Here is a 19,452-nt window from a genome sequence, read left to right as displayed (position 1 = left end):
TTATTTAACGTTTTGAGCGGTTATGGGTTTATTTAGTCTATGGTATTTTGCGCTGCGACTACGACAATTTCTAATTTCCACAAAGGATTAACCAACTCAGCTTTGACTGTCGCACGGGTAGGCTTTGGGCAATCGGTTAGCCAGTCGCCCCACATGCTATTCACCACCTCAAAATCCGCCAAATCCTTGATAAAAATCTGAGCAGTTAGCAGACGTGATTTGTCGCTATTGGCTTTGGCGAGCATGGCGTCGATATTGTCTAGCACTTCTTTGGTTTGTGTGTGGATATCGGCAGTGTCGGTATTTGGCACTTGTCCTGCGAGGTACACCACGTGGTTAAAAATGGTAATTTCACTTAGATAGTCATTGCTATCGAATCGTTGAATGTGTGCGGTCATGGTGTTTTCCTTGTACTTGTAAATGGATAAATGTTATTTATGCATAGTCTTTTCAAATGCTATTTACAGGTATTTCTGAAAGAGAATAGATACTAGGCATAACGCTGTAACGATAAGCCATCAATGCGAATGTCAGGCGTTTTGCCGAGCACCAAATCGCTGATTAATTTGCCAGAGCCACACGCCATTGTCCAACCCAATGTGCCATGTCCTGTGTTTAAAAATAAATTGCGATACCGAGTCGCACCAATGATGGGCGTGCTATCGGGGGTCATCGGACGTAGCCCCGTCCAAAAACTTGCGTTTGGCAAATCACCGCCTGCGAATAAGTCCTGCGTGACCATTTCGAGTGTAGCACGGCGCTGGGGGTTTAGCGTTATATCAAAACCACTTAATTCTGCCATACCGCCCACGCGAATGCGGTTGTCAAAGCGAGTAATGGCGATTTTATAGGTTTCATCAAGCACCGTTGATTGGGGCGCTAAATCAGCATTGATAATCGGCACAGTCAGCGAATAGCCTTTGACAGGATATACAGGCAGATTAAGCTGTAGCGGTTGCAAAAGCGCCCGCGAATAACTGCCCAACGCCAATACATACTGGTCTGCGGTTAATAACTCACCATTTACTATCACCCCTTTAATCGCCCCAGCGTCGACTACCAGTTTTTCGATGGTTTGATTGTATAAAAAATTCACCCCTAGCGCTTTGGCTTGTTGCTCTAATGCTTGGCAAAACAAAAAGCAATCGCCTGTTTCATCATGCGGCAAATGCAATCCACCAACCAGCTTATCAGTGGCATTTGCCAACGCGGGCTCAATATCAGCCAACGCCTTGCTGTTGTCAATCAGCTTAAAAGGCACGCCTGAATCTTGCAACACCTTAATATCTTGCTGTACAGCCTCTAGTTGGGCGGGTTTACGAAAAACTTGTAAGGTACCTTGTGAGCGGTTTTCGTAGCTAATGCCGGTGTCTTGACGCAGCTGCTGCAGACAGTCGCGGCTGTATTCTGCCACTCGTACCATACGCTCTTTGTTGATGGCATAGCGCTTGGCATTACAGTTTTTGAGCATTTGTAGCATCCATTGTAACTGCCACAGACTACCATCTAATTTGATGGCTAAAGGGGCGTGTTGTTGAAATAACCATTTAACCGCCTTCAATGGGATACCAGGGGCTGCCCAAGGGGTAGAGTAGCCTGGGGAGATTTGCCCAGCATTGCCAAAACTGGTTTCTTGTGCGGCACCTGCTTGGCGGTCAATCACCGTGACTTCTACACCTTGCCTGGCTAAATAATAGGCACTTGTCACCCCAATCACGCCACTACCCAGTACCAATACGCGCATACCCACCCCCAATATCTGCTTAATTATCAGTTAATTTTGCTAGTATAAGTAAAGTTTTGCAGTGAATTTTGCTGTTTTTGTGCTAGAATTTTGCTGATATTATCGGTTTTATCATGTCAATCATCAAAAAACAGGGTTTTCATTTTGCTATGCGTACTTTAGACCGTACCGACCGTTTAATCCTTGAAATCTTGCAACAGCAAGCCCGAATTTCTATCAGCGAATTGGCTGCTAGAGTTAACCTATCAACCACGCCTTGCTCAGACCGAGTTAAACGGCTGGAGCGTGAAGGTATTATCACAGGTTATCATGCGCGGTTAAATCCCAATTTAATCAATAAAAGCTTGTTGGTATTTTTGGAGATAAAGTTATCCACCAAGTCAGGTGATGTCTTTGAGCAAGTGAGCAAAAAACTGTCAGAAATTCCAGAGATACTGGAATGTCATTTGATTTCGGGTGAGTTTGATTTTTTGGTCAAAGCGCGGCTAAAAGAGATGAGTTCTTACCGCAAGTTACTAGGCAATATCTTAAAACAATTGCCAGCGGCGGTAGAAACCCACAGCTTGATTGTGATGGAAGAGATTAAAGAAAGCTTGCATTTGGATGTGACAGTGACATAACTGTCGTGCAAGCTTTACGATATATGCTTTGTGATAAATGCTTTGCGACAGATAAAAAAAAGACTGCCAAATCGCAGTCCTTTTATGTTGTCCAACCTTAGAATCTTGGAAATTAGAGTTTTGGAAACTCTAGCGACCAGTGGTTGACGAGTGGATAGCGACGTTCACGCCCAAAGGCGCGGTGGGTAATCTTGGTGCCAATCGCTGCTTGACGACGTTTGTATTCATTGCGGTCTACCATGCTGAGTACTTTTTTCACCATGTCTTTATCATAACCGGCTTCTACAATCGCATCATACCCAAAGTCGCGATCGATATACAGCTCCAGCATTTTATCGAGGGTATCATAATCAGGCAGACTGTCTTGGTCTTTTTGGTCAGGGCGAAGCTCGGCAGAAGGCGGACGCGTAATCACACGCTCAGGAATCACCGGCGTTTCTTCTAGGCGGTTGCGATAGTTGGCGAGGGCGTATACTTGGGTTTTATACACATCTTTTAAGACATCAAATCCGCCTGCCATATCCCCATACAATGTCGCATAGCCCACGGCCATCTCTGATTTGTTGCCAGTGGTGATAACTAGATGACCAAATTTGTTGGACAATGCCATCAAAATCATGCCACGCGCACGGGCTTGGATATTTTCTTCCGTGGTGTCGGCGGTGGTATTGCTAAACATCGGCTCTAGCGTATGACGCATGCCTTCAACAGCGGCATGAATCGGGCACACGGTATAAGACACGTTGAGTCGGTGTGCCTGCGTCTGCGCATCTTGTAGGCTGATTTGCGAGGTGTACTCATAGGGCATCATGACCGCATAAACTTTATCCGCACCCAGTGCATCAACGGCGATACATAGCGTGAGCGCCGAGTCTATCCCGCCTGACAAACCAACCAATACGCCTTTAAAGCCAGAATGATTGACATAATCACGCAAGCCGACAACCAGCGCTTGATAAGTTTCAGCGATTTGGCTGAGCGCAAGCGGTGATTTGCGCTGTTCTGATAATATCACTTGACCGCTTTGGGCATCGTGACGAGCAACCACATACAGGGTATGCTGCAAAAATCTTGGTGCTTCTTGCACGATTTTACCTTGAGCGTTGACGACCATCGAGCCGCCATCAAACACCAAGTCATCCTGACCGCCCACGCTATTGGCATACACAATCGGGATATTGTGCTCAGTGGCACGACTTTTTAATAAAGCCTTACGTTGTTCTTGCTTGTTTTGCTCAAAGGGTGAGGCATTGAGGCTGATGATGATTTCCGCACCTTTTTCTTTGAGTGCGCGAATGGGAGCGTCTTGCCATAAGTCTTCGCAGATAAGTAGTCCGATGGTCAGCCCTTGATAGTCAAACAACACTTGGTTGTGACCGGTATTAAAATAGCGGCGTTCGTCAAACACGCCATAGTTTGGCAAACATTGTTTGTGATAAAAGCCTTTTTGCTGACCATTGTGAATGATAGCCACTGAGTTAAACGTGCCATTGGGGTCAATGTGCGGATAACCCACTAGCATCACGATGTCTTTTACTGTGTAGAGCACTTCAAAAGCAAGTTTCACACGTGAGGCAAGACTTGGACGTAATAACAAATCTTCCGGCGGATAACCCAGCAGTGACAACTCAGGAAAGACAATGATATTAGCCCCCTTGTCACGGGCATCTTTAGCCAGCTCTACCATTTTTTTGGCATTATTGATGACATCACCGACTATAAATTGCTGCTGTGCCACCGCAATTTTTAGCCCCACCATAGAATCTGCTTGGCTAATCTGTTGGCTAGCCGGTTGGCTTGATGGCTGAGAGGTTGACTGAGAAACTGATTGAGAAGTTGGCTGAGCAGGTTTTTGAGAAACTGGCTGTGGGTTTGCTGGTTGGTTTGGCGCATTGCTAGTATCAGCCGTGGGCGCATGGTTTGGCGTAGTAGCTTCGGTGGTCATTGACTCACTCGGCAGCTGCGTTGGTACGCTATCATCTGGGGTTAAATCAAGGTGTGACATGAAAAATCCTTCAGTAAAAATTTGTTATGGGGTCGTCCCTTTAGTCATATCCGTCTAAAACGGTATGCAAGCATCATGCCGCTATTATAATTATGGGTGGCAACAGCGATGGCATTACAAGATAAAATTATTCTACATTATATCGCTTTGTGATATGTTTACAATTGCAATCTTTAGACGCTACCACTGAAAAATGCTGCAACTGGTAAAATTAGCCTAAACATAGCATGAATAACCCATCAATGCGCGATTTTTTGCCGTATAATCAAACCTTACAATGCTAATTAACAGGCAGTCATAACTCTTAATTGGCAACGATGATTCGTTCATTAGACAATGAGGTGAAGCGATGTTTACCGCAATTTTTGTGGTTTTGGTGATTATGGGACTTAGCTGGGTTGGGATGAAATGGATGTATCCGCGACCACCACAAGGCTACTTGCGACCGCAGCCAGGCGAGAGTACCGAGCTGCGAGCGTGTGATTATTGCCATCATACCTTGGCAGAGTGGCGAGGGATTGTAGAAGGGGATAAGTTCTTTTGTAATCAACAACACCAAGCGGATTTTCATGCTGGCAAACACTACCAGCGCGCGCAAAATTAGTCGAATTTTATTTTACACTAAATACGTTAGGCAAAACGGGCAACGTCTGCTAACATTTTCCCCACCAGGTCTTGCGCTTGGCTTTCGTTTTCTTGATAGCGTTGTAAGTTTTCTGATTTTTCAAACAAGGTCAACGCGCACAGTACCAATAATTGTTCTTGGGGTAGCTGAGGCGCTTGGCGGCGTACCTCTTGCATAAACTGGTTAATATAGCTTGCCGCACGCTGCAACGCAGGCTCTTCCGATTCTGGGCAGTTGATGGTATAGCTACGACCATTGATCAGGATATCAACTTTTTTAATGCTTTGGGCAGATGCCATAAGATTTTCCTAACGTATTCAAATGTTTTAAACATCACTAAGGCTGGCTATGGGGGCGGGTTAGTTTTCGCTGTCAATTTTTGCCAAGCGCTCTAACACAAGCTTGGTATGCTCTGCCGCAACGCGATTTTTTTCAATCAGTTTTTGATTTTGTGCGGTAAAAATCTGTAATTGGTTTTGGGTTTGTTCGTATTCGGTACTTAGCATGTTGTGAGATTCGGCAAGTGACTGATAGCGCTGCTCAAGTGCTTGATACTCTTCGGCTTGTCTGGCAAGTTGTTGTTCCAAATTTTGCTGCAGTTGTTTGCGGCTATCAAGCTCAGCTTGTACCGCTTGCAATTGGTCTGCGGTAATGGTTGGCTGTGCTTTAATACGGGTTAGCTCGCTACTGGCGAATTGATATTTATCGCGAAGCTTAGTCAATGCGGTTTGTAGCTGGGTCAGTTGGTCAATTAGGGTGCTCATGATATGATGTCTAGCCAGTAATCGAGTGAATAATCGAGTGAATAATCAAGTAAATCATCAAGAGCGATATGATGGGCGCTCATTGACATGAATAGCAAAAGGTTTTTTTAGTATAACTATAGCGTGAAGGCTTAAAATTTGAGTGATACTTATATTATTTTACCACTTTAATAATGCCATAGTTGACCGCATTAAGGCTAGTATTATCTCAATGTTGATATAATTTTTTGTGAAAAAAGGGTAAAGCGATGGATGATTATATTTCGGGTTGGCAGGATTGGACACAAGCATTTGAGGATTGGCATGACGTCACCATTAGTGAGTTACATGGGCTAATTTCAGGGGTACTCAGTGTGTGTGATGCGCCAACCGAGCAAGAGTGGCAACTGCTACTGACTGAGCTGAGCTTTACCGAGCTTGAGCCAAAAGCGTTAGAGATAGTGACCGAAGAGGGCGAGGATATGGTGGCGGTGTTAACCGACGATGCCGATAGCTATCAGTTTATGCCGCTTTTGCCCGATGATGACCATCCACTGTATGAGCGTTTGATGGCACTTAAGAACTGGGCAAATGGCTTTTTGACAGGCTTTGGTGTCACCGATAGTGCGCTGCGCCCTGAAGAAAATAACCTATTTAATGACTTGGCAAAAATCGGCGCGCTGCGGATTGATGTGTATGATGAGGCGCTGCAAGGGACAGACAATGCTGAAGGCGAAGTTGAATATATGGAGCTACTTGAGTTTGTGCGCATGATTCCTGTGAGTGTGTCACAAGGGCGAGTGCGTAAATCAGTCGCCAAGTTGCCGCTCATCGCAGGATTTGCCATGAATCGCCCTGTGGGTAAAGCCCAAGAGATTGATGAGGCGCATTTGGATTTTATTGAGCAGCTACGGGATGATGAACTCGATTGGGAAGCAGAAAAAGAGACCAATGATGATTTTGTTACCCATATGGTTATAGATGCCATGACCGGTAAAAAGCCGAATTGATGCTAACACCCTATTTCGACTAGATTTACCCTGATAGGCTGTTTTAATGGTTTAAAATTTGAGAAAAATGGAACGACTATGGGCTATCCATCCAACGCCGTAGACTGGTTAACAAAACTGATTGGTTTTAATACTGTCAGTCGCTACTCCAATTTGCAATTGATTGAGTATGTGGCGGGCTATTGTGAGCAGTTGGGGTTGTCGCCACGTTTGACTTTTAATGCTGATAATACCAAAGCCAACCTCTTTGTGACTGTACCTGCGATGGGTAAGGGTGATACCGTAATGACAGGGGGTTTTGTGTTTTCGGGGCATACCGATGTGGTGCCCGTTGATGGGCAGGCATGGGATACTGATCCGTTTGTGGCGACCATTGTGGAAGATAAGCTATACGGGCGTGGGGCTTGTGATATGAAAGGCTTTATTGCTTGCGCCTTAACCCTGTTGCCCACTGTGGTGCAAGCAAGCCGCAATAGGATGCTCAACAAACCGATTCATCTGGCATTGTCGTATGATGAAGAAGTGGGTTGTTTGGGTGCGCCATTACTGCTTGCAGATTTAAAAGCGCAAAATATTAAGCCCGACTACTGTATCGTCGGTGAGCCGACCATGATGAGAATGGTCACCGCGCATAAAGGTATCCAAGTGTATCGCTGCCGCGTGCATGGCAAATCCGTGCATTCATCGCTGACCCCGCAAGGCGTCAATGCCATCAGCTATGCTAGCAAAATTATCAATTTTATTGATGAACTTGCCGAACAATTGCAACAACGTAACGACCAAGACATGGCGTTTGACGTACCATTTTCGACCTTGTCAGTGGGCACTATTACCGGCGGTACGGCAACAAATATCGTGCCCAACCTGTGCGAATTCACCTTTGATTACCGTAATTTGCCGCACATGAATGAAAGCCAAGTGATTGAGCCGATTCGCGCCTTTATCAAAACCCTTGAGCCTAAGATGCACGCCATTGACAGCGACACGGGCATTGAGCTAACTCGCAACGAAAATGTCCCTGCGATGACCGATAAAGATAGCCAAGCCTTGCAACAGCTTATAGAAAATTTGGTGGATGAACAGCAACGTCACAAAGTGGCGTATGCCACCGAAGGCGGGCAGTTTACCAATGCAGGTATTCCGACGGTGATTTGCGGACCTGGCGATATTGGCAATGCCCATAAAGCCAATGAGTTTGTCAGTCTAAACCAATTAGCAAAATGCGAAAGTTTCTTACAGCAAATTCTTCAACAATGCTGTGACAGCCATTAATTTTTTTGGAAATATCATGTCAAATCAATTAACCATACAGTTGTTGCCAAAGCTCCCCCAAAGCGAATTTGCCAAACGCCGTGCCAAACTTGCTGAAGCCTTGCCAAACAATAGCATTGCGATTTTGCAAACCGCACCCGCGCATATCCGCAACAACGATGCTGAGTACAAATACCGCGCCGACAGCAGTTTTTTCTACCTGACAGGCTTTGCCGAGCCAGAGTCCGTCATGGTTTTGGAAAAAACTGACCATAATATCAAATACACTTTATTTTTACGTGAAAAAGACAAACTACGTGAGATTTGGGATGGTAAAAGGGTGGGGCTTGAGGGTGCGACCGCAGATTTTGGCGCGGATAAAGCGATTGCCATTGGCAGAATTGATGAGGTGATGCCAACCCTGATTTTTGGTAAAAAACACGTGTTTGCCCGCTTTAATAATGAGCTGATTGGCTGGCTTAATCAAGCCAAGCAACTGCAGCGTGGCGAAGGTTTAGTCGATACCATCACCAATATTGACAGCCTTATCAATGAAATGCGGCTGATAAAAGATGAGTCTGAAATTGCGCGCATGAAAGTCGCCGCCCAAATCAGTGCTTACGGGCATATTCGCGCCATGCAAAGCGTGGCACCCATGATGCAAAAAAATCAGGGCAATGAAAGCAGACTGGAAGCTGAAGTTAATTATGCTTTTGCCCAATACGGCTGCGTACCCTCTTATAATAGTATCGTGGCTGGCGGGGACAATGCCAATATTTTGCATTATGTCGAAAACGACCAACCGCTGCACGATGGCGACTTGGTGATGATAGATGCGGGCGCCGAATATCAACATTATGCCGGCGATATCAGCCGTACTTTTCCTGTGAGTGGCAAGTTCAGCGACGTGCAAAAACAGGTGTATGATATTGTGCTAAATGCCAATATCGCCGCCATCAACAGCCTAAAAGCAGGTGAGCATGGCAAAATCCATCATGAAACTGCGCTCAAAGTACTGACCCAAGGCTTGATTGAGTTGGGGATTTTGACAGGTGATGTCGATGAGTTGATTGCTGATAAAGCCTACTTGCCGTTTTATATGCACGGCACAGGGCATTGGCTTGGCTTAGATGTCCACGATGCAGGGCGCTATACTGGCGACGACGGTAAACCCAGAAAGCTTGAAAAAGGCATGGTGATTACCGTAGAGCCAGGCTTGTATTTTGCCCATGACAATGCATTGGTACCCGAGAAATATCGGGGTATAGGGATTCGGATTGAGGATGATGTGGTCATTACCGAGGGTGAGCCGCTGGTTCTCACCCGTGACGTACCAAAGACAACGGCCGCGATTGAAGCGCTAATGCAGCAAAAAGTGGATTCATAGATAGATTGATAGAGGCAAAGAAAAAAAATAGAAAAAAGAAAAGCCCAAGACAGTTGGGCTTTTTTAGGGTCAATCGTTTACCGGGATGTTAGGCATCAGCTGGCGGATGTGCCAAATGTTCGATTTTATCTTCGGGCAAGTTTGTCAATAAATGGATGCGCTGAGAGAGTTGGCGTAATACTTGGCTAAAGGCGGCTTTTTCCACCTCACTATGGGCTGATACACTGTCCGTATCATTGATATGCCAATGTGCAGTCAGTGGGAATTTGCCATCAATGTCCGCATGTTGTTGTAAAGAATTGCACAGCCCAATCACCAAATCAATCTTTGGCGCGTTGTCTTGTAAAAACTGCTTGACGGATTTGGGCGCTAAGCCTGTGACGTCATAACCTTCTTGTTTTAATACCTCAAGCGTGAATGGATGCGCGCTAGGGGATGGCTCAACGCCTGCGCTATAGGCTACAAAACGGTCACCACCAATTTTATTCAAAATAGCTTCTGCCATTAGGCTACGGCTAGCATTGTGCTTGCACAAGAACAACACGTTATAAGGCTGCGTCATCAATAAATCCCTTGTCATCATTCTGCGAACGGTCAGCACGTTTGGGCGTGCAATTTTTGAAAATGAAATTTTACCGTTAATGGCAAAAAATTGCTATCAACATCCCCACAATTGTGCAAGTTTAAACCGTTGACATTAACCGCTAAGTTTTGCCAGCAATTCGCCATCAAATAGGTGAAAAAATTATTGATTCCAAAAAGTAATATTTAGGATAAAAATAATTTGCGTTTAATGAATTTTAAAAAAACCATTTTAAATATTTGATTTTATTATATTTTGTTTAACTGCAAAAAAATAATGACTTGCTTGTATAACTTTTGGTTGGGTTTTGTGAAAAGAAAGTTTGACATTAACTATTGATTCATGAAAAATCTACATACTGCAAGATTCTCGTTGCAATTTTTTCATTTATTTACATTCGATTAGGGAGGGATTATGAGCACTAATCACAAGTCGTCTCATTCCCAGTGGAGCTCAAAGATTGGGTTTTTAATGGCTGCCGTGGGTTCTGCGGTCGGTCTCGGTAGTATTTGGAAGTTTCCTTACATGACAGGCGATAGCGGTGGCTCGGCATTTGTTATCGTGTTTATCATCAGTATCGCGCTTATTGGTTTTCCAGTGTTGGTCACTGAATGGCTGATTGGTCGCCGTGGACAAAGTAACCCAGCGGCAAGTTTTCGCAAAGCGGCGATAGCCAATAACACGTCACCTGCTTGGAGTCTGCTTGGCTACTTTGGTATTTTAGCCGCTTTTATGATTTTGTCATTTTATAGTGTGATTGGCGGCTGGTCGCTTAATTACACCTTAAAAGCGGGTATCAATGCATTTGGTGGTCTCAATGCCGATGCCACTGGCAAAATTTTTGAGACGATGTTAGCCAATCCAACCGAAATGACGTTGTGGCACACGGCGTTTATGGGCTTGACGGCGCTAATTGTTGCAGGTGGTGTATCAGCAGGTATTGAGAAAGCATCAAAAATCATGATGCCTGCGTTAGCTTTTATCCTATTATTTATCGTGGGATATAATGCGATTAATATGGATTTTGCCAAAGGCGCAGAGTTTTTGTTTAAGTTTGACTTGCAGCGTATGCAGGAAGTTGGTGTGGGTAAAGTGCTGATGGCAGCGCTAGGACATGCGTTCTTCTGTCTGTCACTGGGTATGGCGATCATGGTGAGTTATGGTTCATACCTAAAACAAGATGTTGATTTATTGGCAACCGCGCGTACGGTGATTATTTGGGATATTATCTTCTCATTGGCGGCAGGTCTTGCGATTTTCCCAATTTTATTTAGCAATCATCTGGATCCAGCGGCAGGTCCCGGTTTGGTGTTTGTGACCTTGCCAATCGCCTTTGGTCAAATGAGCCTAGGTGTGGTGGTGGGTACTTTATTCTTCTTGTTATTGACTTTTGCGGCATTGACGTCGTCGATTTCAATTCTTGAACCCATTGTCGAGTTCTTGGAAGAAAAAACCCCAATGAGCCGTAAAATCTGCACGCTAGTAGGGGCAGTGGCAACGTGGGCAGTGGGTGTACTTGCGTTATTGTCATTCAATAAATTGTCTGATTTTGCGGTATTTACTATCCACAAAAACGGTAAAGACATCCCACAAGGTATCTTTGACGCGCTAGATTATACGTCCAGTAAAATCATGCTACCTTTGATTGGTTTGGGTACCATTATCCTCATCGGCTGGTTTATCAACCAAGAATCGGTAAAACGTGAATTGGGGCTAGATGGCATGAAATGGACTATTTGGCAAATTGTGGTAAAATTTGTCGCACCGATTGGTATCATCGCTGTATTTTTAACGGAGTTACTGGGTTAATCCCAATAGCTTTATCCCCATCGTTTTATGTAGTTAATTGCTCACAATAAAAAACCCCGGATCATCGGGGTTTTTTTCTTTCACTGAAACATTAATCAGTGCCATATTCTTGGCGTTTTGTGGCAAAAAAGCGCTCAAGTCGATCCATCGCTTCATGCAAATCTGATGCATTGGGCAAAAATACCACGCGAAAATGGTCAGGTGCATGCCAGTTAAAACCCGTACCTTGTACCATCAAGACTTTTTCTTGTAGTAATAATTCCATCATAAACTGCATGTCATCTTCGATTGGATAAATGTCACGGTCAATTTTTGGGAAACAATAAAATGCCCCTTGTGGCATGGTACATGAGATACCTTTAATGGCATTTAAGCGCTCGATAGCGATGTTGCGCTGCTGATACAGGCGACCGGTTGGTGCGGTCAAGGCTTGCATACTTTGATAACCACCCATCGCCGTTTGAATCGCGTATTGTGAGGGCACGTTGGCACACAGCCGCATCGATGATAGCATGGTTAACCCTTCAATAAAATCAGCCGCATGGTGTTTTTTACCCGATAACATCATCCAGCCTGAGCGAAAACCTGCGATACGGTGCGACTTTGACAAGCCATTGTACGAGATAACCAAGCAGTTTTTGGCAAGGGTGCACAACGGTACATGCACGGCATCATCATACAGCACGCGGTCATAAATCTCATCCGCCATCAGTACAAGCCCGTGTTTTTCTGCCAGTGCCACGATTTTTTTTAAATTTTCGGTAGAGTAAAGCGCGCCTGTTGGGTTGTTTGGGTTGATGACCACAATGCCTTTGGTGCGCTCATTGATTTTGCTTTCGATATCAGCAATATCTGGCTGCCAGTTGTCTGCTTCATTACACAAATAATGAACCGCTTTACCCCCTGCCAAATTCGTCGCCGCTGTCCAAAGCGGGTAGTCAGGCATTGGAATCAGCACTTCATCGCCATCATCCAGTAACGCTTGCATGGTCATCACAATCAGTTCAGAGACGCCGTTGCCCAAATACACATCGGCAACGTCTACGGCTTCTAACAATCCTTTGGCTTGGTAATACTGCAAAATCGCTTTACGCGCGGCAAAAATCCCTTGAGAGTCTGAATAGCCAATCGCATTGGGCAAATTCATCGCCACATCTGATAAAATCTCTTGCGGTGCTTCAAACCCAAATGGGGCAGGGTTGCCGACATTGAGTTTGATGATTTTATGACCTTGTGTCTCCATGCGGTTGGCAGTTTGTAGCAAAGGACCGCGAATGTCATAGCACACGTTTTGCAGTTTGTTGGATTTGTTCAAAGTTTTCATGGTAGATACATCACTACTAGGTTTGGGATTGGGTTTGGGATTGGGTTTGGGATTAGGGTTGGGAGGGTTGGGTTGAAAATTGGTAGCAGCAGGCGTCGTCGGTTGAGCCGTTTGACCCTGCCACGAGTTCGCTTGATTGGCATCGCTTGATGCTTGTGCTACAGTAGTATCATTGAGCGTATGCGCTGCGAACGCTTGGGTGTTGACGTTATGACTTTCCACCCCAGTACCCGATAGCAAATAGCTTTCGCTGCAGCCCAACAAACTGGCAAGCACAGGCAGTTTATTGGACACGATGCCATTGGAACCGCGCTCCCAATTAGAAATCGCGGCACGGCTAACTTTAGCACCAGCTTGGGTCATTAAATCGGCAAGTTCAGCAGTGGTCAAACCTTTGCTTTTACGCAGCTGCGTCAAGCGTTGTCCAGCCGATAGTTTAGCATCAGTGAGCATAGCGGGGGATTCCGGTTGAATATCAATGAATTTTATCGATATTTTGTCAGAAATACTGACAAAGTTAAAGGGTAAATATTGGCGGATAACTGCCAATAGATAAACTACGCTTGTCAGCATAATAATGCAAGAAAAACTTACAATTTTTTAACTAACAACTTTTTAACTAACAACAAGGAGATTTGCTATGGAAGATTTTTACCAATTGTCCGCGACCGATATTCGAGGTCAGCTATTTGATTTTGACACCCTTAGAGGTAAAGTCGTATTGATTGTGAATACCGCGAGCAAATGTGGTTTTACCCCACAGTTTGAGGGCTTAGAAAAGCTATACCAAGCTTACAAAGACCAAGGATTGGTGGTGTTGGGTTTTCCCTGCAACCAATTTGGTCAGCAAGATCCTGGCAATGAAGCGCAAATTAGTGAGTTTTGCCAAATCAATTATGGCGTGACCTTTCCGATGATGGCGAAAGTTGACGTCAATGGTAAAGATACCCATCCTGTGTATCAGTTTTTAAAATCACAGCCACAGGGTAAGGGTATGTTGGGCGACGCCATCAAATGGAACTTTACCAAGTTTTTAGTTGACGCACATGGTAGAGTCGTAGATCGTTTTGCACCGACCAAAGCCCCCCAAGACCTTGAGACGGATATCAAAGCACTACTGGCGCAACCGTGAGAAAAGGCGGAAGAGAAAAAATAAAAAGGATTTAATTGGGGGAATTAAATCCTTTGGGTGACAAGCGATAGAGACATTGTTATTATTGTTATCTTATTATTCTTATTGTTAGCTATGACCTTGCTGGCCATGTAGGTATGATAAGGTTTTTATGTGACAACCACATGACATGCTCAGCAAAATTTTTTAAAAATTTTAATATTTGCCAAAAAAAATCGTTGACAGCAAAAATAAATTCTCTATAATACCCACCACAGACGATGGGTCGTTAGCTCAGTTGGTAGAGCGTCTGCCTTACACGCAGAATGTCGGCGGTTCGAATCCGTCACGACCCACCAATTTGACAAGTTTGGGTCATCGTCGCCAACTACCGTGCAGTGGTAGTTCAGTTGGTTAGAATACCGGCCTGTCACGCCGGGGGTCGCGGGTTCGAGTCCCGTCCGCTGCGCCACTTATTTTAGTGGATTTAAAAACGAAATTTTTAAAGTTTTATGCCTCAAATCTCCCCTGATTTGAGGTTTTTTTTGGCTTAAATTTTACACCAAGCTATTGATTTTAAAAAATATATTGTTTTATAAATTTTTATCTTGATGTGATTAGGAAAATTGATTTTGATTGTTAAGTTGAAAAGATATCTATTTTTAATATTTAAATAAAACTAACGTGACCAAACGCTTGTGACTAAAACTGACCATTTTGTGACCAAAAATTTTGGCTTACGGTCTGTAGGGTCACCCGCCAACTATTAAAACCAATTGTTAAAATATAAAAAGTACAGTAAAAATTCAAAGGCAGATTTCATTACAAGCTGTCAGGCAACCAAAATTCATGCAATCGAACAACCAAGTCTCGCATTTTATGGCATGATCTATACCGCAATATCCCCATCGCCCACTACCAAATTGTCAATGCGTTTTCCCCTAACCCAGTCATTGAAAGCATCCGATTATCCAACGGGGTCATAGCCCAGACGAGGCGTCAGTTAGTTAAATTAAACCAGATAGATAGGTAACAAATGTTGAATTATAAACTTTATAATTATAGTAAATTATTAAATAAAATTAATTAATCCTATTTTGTATATTCTATTAAAATGTTACAGTATGTTAATATATATATCCTTTATAATCAAAAACTTAGTTTTGTTTTTATAGTATATAAGCCTTGTGAAATCTTGCTGTAATTTGAAATATTGTAAATAATTTGTTAAGGTTGCTTTCCAGTTAATCTAATGAAAAGATATCTTTATGAGTTCTGTGAAAGTCGAAAAATTCGGCCCTTTCCCTCGGGTTAATCGTCCTGTTTTTATTGCCTCCGCATTGCTGATTGTCGGATTTATTATTTTTGGTTCGTTATTTGGTGAGTTGGCAGGTGAAGTTTTTAACCAACTGCAGTCTTTTATTACCCACCGTTTTCGTTGGCTTTTTATCATTTTGATGAATGTCGCGGTGGTGTTTAGCCTATATATTGCCTTGAGTCGTTATGGCGATATTCGGCTTGGGCATCAAACAGAGCATCCTGAGTATAGCTTACTGTCATGGTTTGGGATGCTGTTTAGTGCGGGGATTGGGATTGGTCTGTTGTATTGGGGGACGGCAGAGCCGTTATATCATTTTATGTCGCCTCCGATGGGGCAAGCCGAAACCGTAGAAGCGGCTAAACAAGCGATGAGTATTTCGTTTTTGCATTGGGGGATTCATGCGTGGGCGTTGTATTGTGTCGTAGCATTGTCATTGGCGTATTTTCATTATCGCCGTGGCTTGCCGTTGTCGATTCGCTCGGTACTGTACCCATTGATTGGTCAAAAAATCTATGGCAAATGGGGGCATGTGGTTGATACCCTTGCGGTGTTTGGCACGATGTTTGGGGTGGTGACATCTTTGGGGCTAGGGGCGATGCAAATCAACGCAGGCTTTAGCAATGTGTTTGGTATTCCCAACAACGTCCCGGTACAGCTTTGTTTGATTGCAATTATTACCGCGATGGCGACCTTATCAGTGATGATGGGACTGGATAAAGGGATTAAACGCTTAAGCGATATCAATATTGTGCTGACTGTGTTGCTGCTTGGGTTTATGTTATTGTTTGGTCCGACTCAGTTTATCATCGATAGTTTTATTGAAAATATCGGCAATTATGTCAGTCAACTTATTCCGCTAGGATTTTGGAGTGAGGCGTATAGCAATACGGATTGGCAGGCAAATTGGACGATTTTTTATTGGGCATGGTGGGTGAGTTGGTCGCCATTTGTGGGAATTTTTGTGGCGCGTATTTCTCGGGGTCGTACTATTAGAGAGTTTATTTTTGGGGTGTTATTTATCCCGATGCTGTTGTTGTTCTTTTGGTTTACCACTTTTGGCGGTAGCGCGGTACACATGGAATTGATGGGCAATTATGGGCTGATAGAAGCAGTCAAAGCCGATTATGGTAGTGCGATTTTTAAACTGATTGAATATTATCCTTTAACCAAGCCTTTGACGCTGGTGATTGTGGTGATGATTATGTTGTGGTTTGTCACTTCGTCAGATTCGGCAAGTCTTGTGATTGATATGCTCACGGCAGGCGGCGATACCAATCCGCCAAAAATCCAGCGGTTATTTTGGGCATTGAGCCAAGGGGTGATTGCTGCGGTGCTATTGGTAGCAGGGGGGTTATCTGCGTTGCAAGCGGTCGCGATTATTGCAGGCTTTCCGTTTGCCATCGTGGTGTTTGTGATGATGTATTGTCTATGGCGAGGGCTAACACGCGATAGATTGACCTTGTACCGTAATCAACAGTGGTATATCACGGCAGAGTCTGCTGAGCATAATTCAGCAAATGAGTTTATTGATGAGCATTTATTGTTAGGTCCGCCCGTGGTAGTTAAAGATGAGTGATATTGTTTTTCTTGATTAACATAAATAGACGGGTGCAAGCATCGCAAAGCTGATGCCTGTCTAGGCAGTCAAGCAATGGGCGTTAATTGACAGATTGACAGCCTAGACATGCGTTACAAACAAAAACGCTATAATAAATGCCTAATCTATGGCAATATTTGATATGCCCATAAAATTGTATACCCATAAAATAATGAGGAAACCCCAATGAGCAAGCCTGAAAAACCTTTTATTGCGCTTAATATCGCAATCTTAACTGTATCAGACACCCGCAGTTTAGAAGAAGATACCTCTGGTAAATACCTAGCCGATAGCCTTGTCGAATCAGGGCATACCCTAGCGGAGCGAGCCATACGCACCGATGATATTTATCAAATCCGTGCTATCGTGAGTCAATGGATTGCCGACCCTGAGATTCACGCTATCATTACCACAGGCGGGACAGGTTTTTATATCCGTGACCAAATCCCTGAAGCCCTAAGCCCGCTGTTTGATAAAGAAGTACAAGGTTTTGGTGAGATGTTTCGCGCGTTATCTCGTGATGAAATCGGCATGTCAACCTTGCAATCTCGTGCGCTAGCAGGCATGGCGAATAATACGGTGATTTTTTGTTTACCTGGCTCCTCGGGTGCCTGTCGCACGGGCTGGGAAGGCATCATCAAAGAACAGCTCGACAACCGTACCCGTCCGTGTAACTTTGTGCCGCATCTGATGCGTGAAAATCCAAAACATGACCATTAAATTGGCAGGGGTGGTGATTTTGGCGGGGGGTGAATCATCTCGGATGGGTTCACCCAAGGCGCTATTAAGCTTGCCAAATGGCGAGACTTTGCTTGATTTTCATATTCGTCATGCCAAACGCTTAAATGTCCCTGTGATGGTGGCGGATAATGGTAAGCGTTTATGCCATGATACAACCGTCAAAATCATTGATGATTATCTGCCAAATCAACAAAATGGCAAAGGGGCAGGGGCGTTATCCGCCATGGCAAGTGCCATGAATCAGGTCATGTCTCCTTACCATTATTTACTGGTGATAAGCTGTGATAGTTTGGTTCATGCCCATCAAGTTTTTGATAAATTGCGTTATGCGGTAACCGATAATGAAGCGGTGATTTATTTAAAAGCTGAAAAGGATTATCCATTGTTGGGTTTGTATCGTACGGATTTATTAATAAAATTAAACGATTATTTGGATAAGGGTCAGCGCGCAGTGATGAAATTTTTGGCGGATAAAAAAATACAAACCGCTGCACTGCCGAATGAATGGATAACTTTAGCAAATTTTAATACCAAAAATGAATTTGATTTGGCGTTGAACTCACTCAATGAAATAGGATAAATAGGTCAAATTTTGGGAAATTACTCGCCTTAACAGGATATAAAATAATTTTAACAATTAAGGGTATGAGTTAAAATTTAGGCATGGTAATTGCATTTTTAAATTACCTTGTTTGATTATGTTGGAAAACTGCTATGCCGTCAATCAGTAGCCCTGTGAGTGTTGAATTTTTTCCCCATGACAGCGTGAAAGAAAATCGTTTTGACCTTCTTACAACCCCCAAACATGCAAAACCTGTACAAAATCAGGGCAAAGTGTATCTGGTTGGTGCAGGTACAGGCGACCCTGAACTCTTGACCATCAAAGCTTATAAAACCATCTTGCAAGCGGATGTGATTTGTTATGACAATCTGGTGAGTGATGAGATTTTGGCACTTAACACAACGGCAGAAAAAATCTATGTGGGTAAAAAATGCCACAAGCACAGCATGTCCCAGCAAGACATCAATGGCTTATTGGTCACCCTAGCGCAACAAGGCAAAACTATTGTACGCTTAAAGTCGGGTGACCCGTTTATCTTTGGGCGTGGCGGTGAAGAAATGCAAACCGTGATTGGTGCAGGGGTGGCGTGTGAATCGATTGCTGGCATTACCACCGCGCTAGCAGTCGCCAATAGCATCAATATTCCGCTCACCCATCGCGACTATGCGCAATCCGTCAAATTTGTGACAGGATTCTTGAAGGCCGACACGCCAAATGAACAATATGCAGAGCTGCTTGCCGATAATCAAACCGTGGTGTTTTATATGGGATTAAATACCTTGCCAAATTTAACCCAAGGTCTGTTACAAGCGGGTAAATCAGCCGATACACCATTTGCGATTATTGCCAATGTTAGTCGTCCTAACGAGCAAGTTTTGGTGGGTACGCTAAGCACTATTCAAGCATTGCAAAATGACGCTAAACTGCCATCGCCTGCGGTGATGATTATGGGCGAAGTCGTATCACTATATAATGAGTTAAATGCCAGTCGGCAATATTATCAACAATTAGTGGTGTAG

The 19,452-nt window shown here is 44.0% G+C and carries 18 protein-coding genes and 2 tRNA genes; 13 read left to right on the top strand and 7 right to left on the bottom strand.

What is annotated here, in order from left to right:
- Positions 1–32: 32 nt before the first annotated feature.
- On the bottom strand, positions 33–398 hold the full coding sequence (locus ACAM37_RS07940; protein WP_065253256.1) for a RidA family protein: 366 nt from the start codon (positions 396–398) through the stop codon (positions 33–35).
- A gap of 92 nt (positions 399–490) precedes the next feature.
- Complete coding sequence (locus tag ACAM37_RS07935; RefSeq protein WP_369625941.1) at positions 491–1,744, bottom strand: D-amino acid dehydrogenase; 1,254 nt, start codon at positions 1,742–1,744, stop codon at positions 491–493.
- A 149-nt stretch (positions 1,745–1,893) separates the two neighbouring features.
- Here ACAM37_RS07935 and ACAM37_RS07930 point away from each other — a divergent pair, with 149 nt between their 5' ends.
- Complete coding sequence (locus ACAM37_RS07930; protein ID WP_050326005.1) at positions 1,894–2,364, top strand: winged helix-turn-helix transcriptional regulator; 471 nt, start codon at positions 1,894–1,896, stop codon at positions 2,362–2,364.
- Between the two features lie 112 nt (positions 2,365–2,476).
- On the opposite strand, the gene ACAM37_RS07925 is transcribed toward ACAM37_RS07930, so the two are convergent.
- Positions 2,477–4,123: an NAD+ synthase gene (locus ACAM37_RS07925; protein WP_369626850.1), complete on the bottom strand. Its 1,647-nt coding sequence runs from the start codon at positions 4,121–4,123 to the stop codon at positions 2,477–2,479.
- Positions 4,124–4,718: 595 nt separating this feature from the next.
- Between ACAM37_RS07925 and ACAM37_RS07920 the strand changes: the two genes are divergently transcribed.
- Positions 4,719–4,973, top strand: coding sequence for a hypothetical protein (locus tag ACAM37_RS07920; protein WP_369625940.1), 255 nt, complete (start codon positions 4,719–4,721; stop codon positions 4,971–4,973).
- Between the two features lie 26 nt (positions 4,974–4,999).
- Here the strand turns inward: ACAM37_RS07920 and ACAM37_RS07915 are convergent, their stop codons facing one another.
- Both ACAM37_RS07915 and ACAM37_RS07910 read right to left on the bottom strand, forming a co-directional pair.
- The gene (locus ACAM37_RS07915) at positions 5,000–5,293 is read right to left on the bottom strand and encodes a cell division protein ZapA (RefSeq protein ID WP_062333890.1); all 294 of its coding nucleotides are present in this window, start codon (positions 5,291–5,293) and stop codon (positions 5,000–5,002) included.
- A gap of 60 nt (positions 5,294–5,353) precedes the next feature.
- Positions 5,354–5,758 carry a hypothetical protein gene (locus ACAM37_RS07910; protein ID WP_369625939.1) on the bottom strand — a complete coding sequence of 135 codons (405 nt, stop codon included), beginning with the start codon at positions 5,756–5,758 and terminating at the stop codon, positions 5,354–5,356.
- Between the two features lie 248 nt (positions 5,759–6,006).
- Between ACAM37_RS07910 and ACAM37_RS07905 the strand changes: the two genes are divergently transcribed.
- The 3 genes from ACAM37_RS07905 (at position 6,007) to ACAM37_RS07895 (ending at position 9,385) form a co-directional block, all read left to right on the top strand.
- Positions 6,007–6,747 (top strand): UPF0149 family protein, encoded by a 741-nt coding sequence (locus ACAM37_RS07905; protein ID WP_369625938.1) that lies wholly within the window; start codon positions 6,007–6,009, stop codon positions 6,745–6,747.
- A gap of 78 nt (positions 6,748–6,825) precedes the next feature.
- Positions 6,826–8,019 carry an acetylornithine deacetylase gene (argE, locus tag ACAM37_RS07900; RefSeq protein ID WP_369625937.1) on the top strand — a complete coding sequence of 398 codons (1,194 nt, stop codon included), beginning with the start codon at positions 6,826–6,828 and terminating at the stop codon, positions 8,017–8,019.
- Positions 8,020–8,035: 16 nt separating this feature from the next.
- Positions 8,036–9,385, top strand: a complete 1,350-nt coding sequence (locus tag ACAM37_RS07895) for an aminopeptidase P N-terminal domain-containing protein (protein WP_369625936.1) — start codon at positions 8,036–8,038, stop codon at positions 9,383–9,385.
- A gap of 88 nt (positions 9,386–9,473) precedes the next feature.
- Here ACAM37_RS07895 and ACAM37_RS07890 read toward each other — a convergent pair whose 3' ends face one another.
- Entirely contained in the window at positions 9,474–9,947 is a 474-nt protein-coding gene (locus tag ACAM37_RS07890) for an arsenate reductase ArsC (RefSeq protein WP_369625935.1), read from the bottom strand.
- A gap of 435 nt (positions 9,948–10,382) precedes the next feature.
- Between ACAM37_RS07890 and ACAM37_RS07885 the strand changes: the two genes are divergently transcribed.
- Entirely contained in the window at positions 10,383–11,777 is a 1,395-nt protein-coding gene (locus ACAM37_RS07885; RefSeq protein WP_369625934.1) for a sodium-dependent transporter, read from the top strand.
- A gap of 91 nt (positions 11,778–11,868) precedes the next feature.
- Here ACAM37_RS07885 and ACAM37_RS07880 read toward each other — a convergent pair whose 3' ends face one another.
- Positions 11,869–13,554 (bottom strand): aminotransferase class I/II-fold pyridoxal phosphate-dependent enzyme, encoded by a 1,686-nt coding sequence (locus tag ACAM37_RS07880; RefSeq protein ID WP_369626849.1) that lies wholly within the window; start codon positions 13,552–13,554, stop codon positions 11,869–11,871.
- Between the two features lie 187 nt (positions 13,555–13,741).
- On the opposite strand from ACAM37_RS07880, the gene ACAM37_RS07875 reads away from it, so the two are divergent.
- From ACAM37_RS07875 to cobA, 7 genes are all read left to right on the top strand, one after another.
- Entirely contained in the window at positions 13,742–14,233 is a 492-nt protein-coding gene (locus ACAM37_RS07875) for a glutathione peroxidase (protein WP_369625933.1), read from the top strand.
- A gap of 262 nt (positions 14,234–14,495) precedes the next feature.
- A tRNA-Val gene (locus ACAM37_RS07870) sits at positions 14,496–14,571 on the top strand.
- A gap of 36 nt (positions 14,572–14,607) precedes the next feature.
- Positions 14,608–14,684 (top strand) — tRNA-Asp (locus tag ACAM37_RS07865).
- A 796-nt stretch (positions 14,685–15,480) separates the two neighbouring features.
- Positions 15,481–17,109, top strand: a complete 1,629-nt coding sequence (locus ACAM37_RS07860) for a BCCT family transporter (RefSeq protein WP_065253264.1) — start codon at positions 15,481–15,483, stop codon at positions 17,107–17,109.
- A gap of 207 nt (positions 17,110–17,316) precedes the next feature.
- Positions 17,317–17,850, top strand: coding sequence for a molybdenum cofactor biosynthesis protein B (gene moaB, locus ACAM37_RS07855; RefSeq protein WP_099807650.1), 534 nt, complete (start codon positions 17,317–17,319; stop codon positions 17,848–17,850).
- The gene (gene mobA / locus ACAM37_RS07850) at positions 17,840–18,451 is read left to right on the top strand and encodes a molybdenum cofactor guanylyltransferase (protein ID WP_050323922.1); all 612 of its coding nucleotides are present in this window, start codon (positions 17,840–17,842) and stop codon (positions 18,449–18,451) included. Before moaB ends, mobA begins: the two co-directional genes overlap by 11 nt.
- Before the next feature lie 134 nt (positions 18,452–18,585).
- Positions 18,586–19,452: a uroporphyrinogen-III C-methyltransferase gene (gene cobA, locus ACAM37_RS07845; protein ID WP_284035213.1), complete on the top strand. Its 867-nt coding sequence runs from the start codon at positions 18,586–18,588 to the stop codon at positions 19,450–19,452.

This window comes from Moraxella sp. K23, from assembly GCF_041154765.1.
GTDB classification, from domain to species: domain Bacteria; phylum Pseudomonadota; class Gammaproteobacteria; order Pseudomonadales; family Moraxellaceae; genus Faucicola; species Faucicola tetraodonis.
This window is presented reverse-complemented; position numbering and strand designations above follow the sequence as displayed.

Excerpts from the sequence above, each read along its gene's own strand:
- ACAM37_RS07895 (WP_369625936.1), top strand. The coding sequence starts at position 8,036 with ATGTCAAATCAATTAACCATACAGTTGTTGCCAAAGCTCCCCCAAAGC.
- ACAM37_RS07890 (WP_369625935.1), bottom strand. The coding sequence starts at position 9,947 with ATGACGCAGCCTTATAACGTGTTGTTCTTGTGCAAGCACAATGCTAGC.
- ACAM37_RS07880 (WP_369626849.1), bottom strand. The coding sequence starts at position 13,554 with ATGCTCACTGATGCTAAACTATCGGCTGGACAACGCTTGACGCAGCTG.
- ACAM37_RS07920 (WP_369625940.1), top strand. The coding sequence starts at position 4,719 with ATGTTTACCGCAATTTTTGTGGTTTTGGTGATTATGGGACTTAGCTGG.
- mobA (WP_050323922.1), top strand. The coding sequence starts at position 17,840 with ATGACCATTAAATTGGCAGGGGTGGTGATTTTGGCGGGGGGTGAATCA.
- ACAM37_RS07915 (WP_062333890.1), bottom strand. The coding sequence starts at position 5,293 with ATGGCATCTGCCCAAAGCATTAAAAAAGTTGATATCCTGATCAATGGT.
- ACAM37_RS07930 (WP_050326005.1), top strand. The coding sequence starts at position 1,894 with ATGCGTACTTTAGACCGTACCGACCGTTTAATCCTTGAAATCTTGCAA.
- ACAM37_RS07875 (WP_369625933.1), top strand. The coding sequence starts at position 13,742 with ATGGAAGATTTTTACCAATTGTCCGCGACCGATATTCGAGGTCAGCTA.
- ACAM37_RS07935 (WP_369625941.1), bottom strand. The coding sequence starts at position 1,744 with ATGCGCGTATTGGTACTGGGTAGTGGCGTGATTGGGGTGACAAGTGCC.
- ACAM37_RS07925 (WP_369626850.1), bottom strand. The coding sequence starts at position 4,123 with ATGGTGGGGCTAAAAATTGCGGTGGCACAGCAGCAATTTATAGTCGGT.
- cobA (WP_284035213.1), top strand. The coding sequence starts at position 18,586 with ATGCCGTCAATCAGTAGCCCTGTGAGTGTTGAATTTTTTCCCCATGAC.
- ACAM37_RS07860 (WP_065253264.1), top strand. The coding sequence starts at position 15,481 with ATGAGTTCTGTGAAAGTCGAAAAATTCGGCCCTTTCCCTCGGGTTAAT.
- ACAM37_RS07885 (WP_369625934.1), top strand. The coding sequence starts at position 10,383 with ATGAGCACTAATCACAAGTCGTCTCATTCCCAGTGGAGCTCAAAGATT.
- ACAM37_RS07940 (WP_065253256.1), bottom strand. The coding sequence starts at position 398 with ATGACCGCACACATTCAACGATTCGATAGCAATGACTATCTAAGTGAA.
- moaB (WP_099807650.1), top strand. The coding sequence starts at position 17,317 with ATGAGCAAGCCTGAAAAACCTTTTATTGCGCTTAATATCGCAATCTTA.
- ACAM37_RS07905 (WP_369625938.1), top strand. The coding sequence starts at position 6,007 with ATGGATGATTATATTTCGGGTTGGCAGGATTGGACACAAGCATTTGAG.
- argE (WP_369625937.1), top strand. The coding sequence starts at position 6,826 with ATGGGCTATCCATCCAACGCCGTAGACTGGTTAACAAAACTGATTGGT.
- ACAM37_RS07910 (WP_369625939.1), bottom strand. The coding sequence starts at position 5,758 with ATGAGCACCCTAATTGACCAACTGACCCAGCTACAAACCGCATTGACT.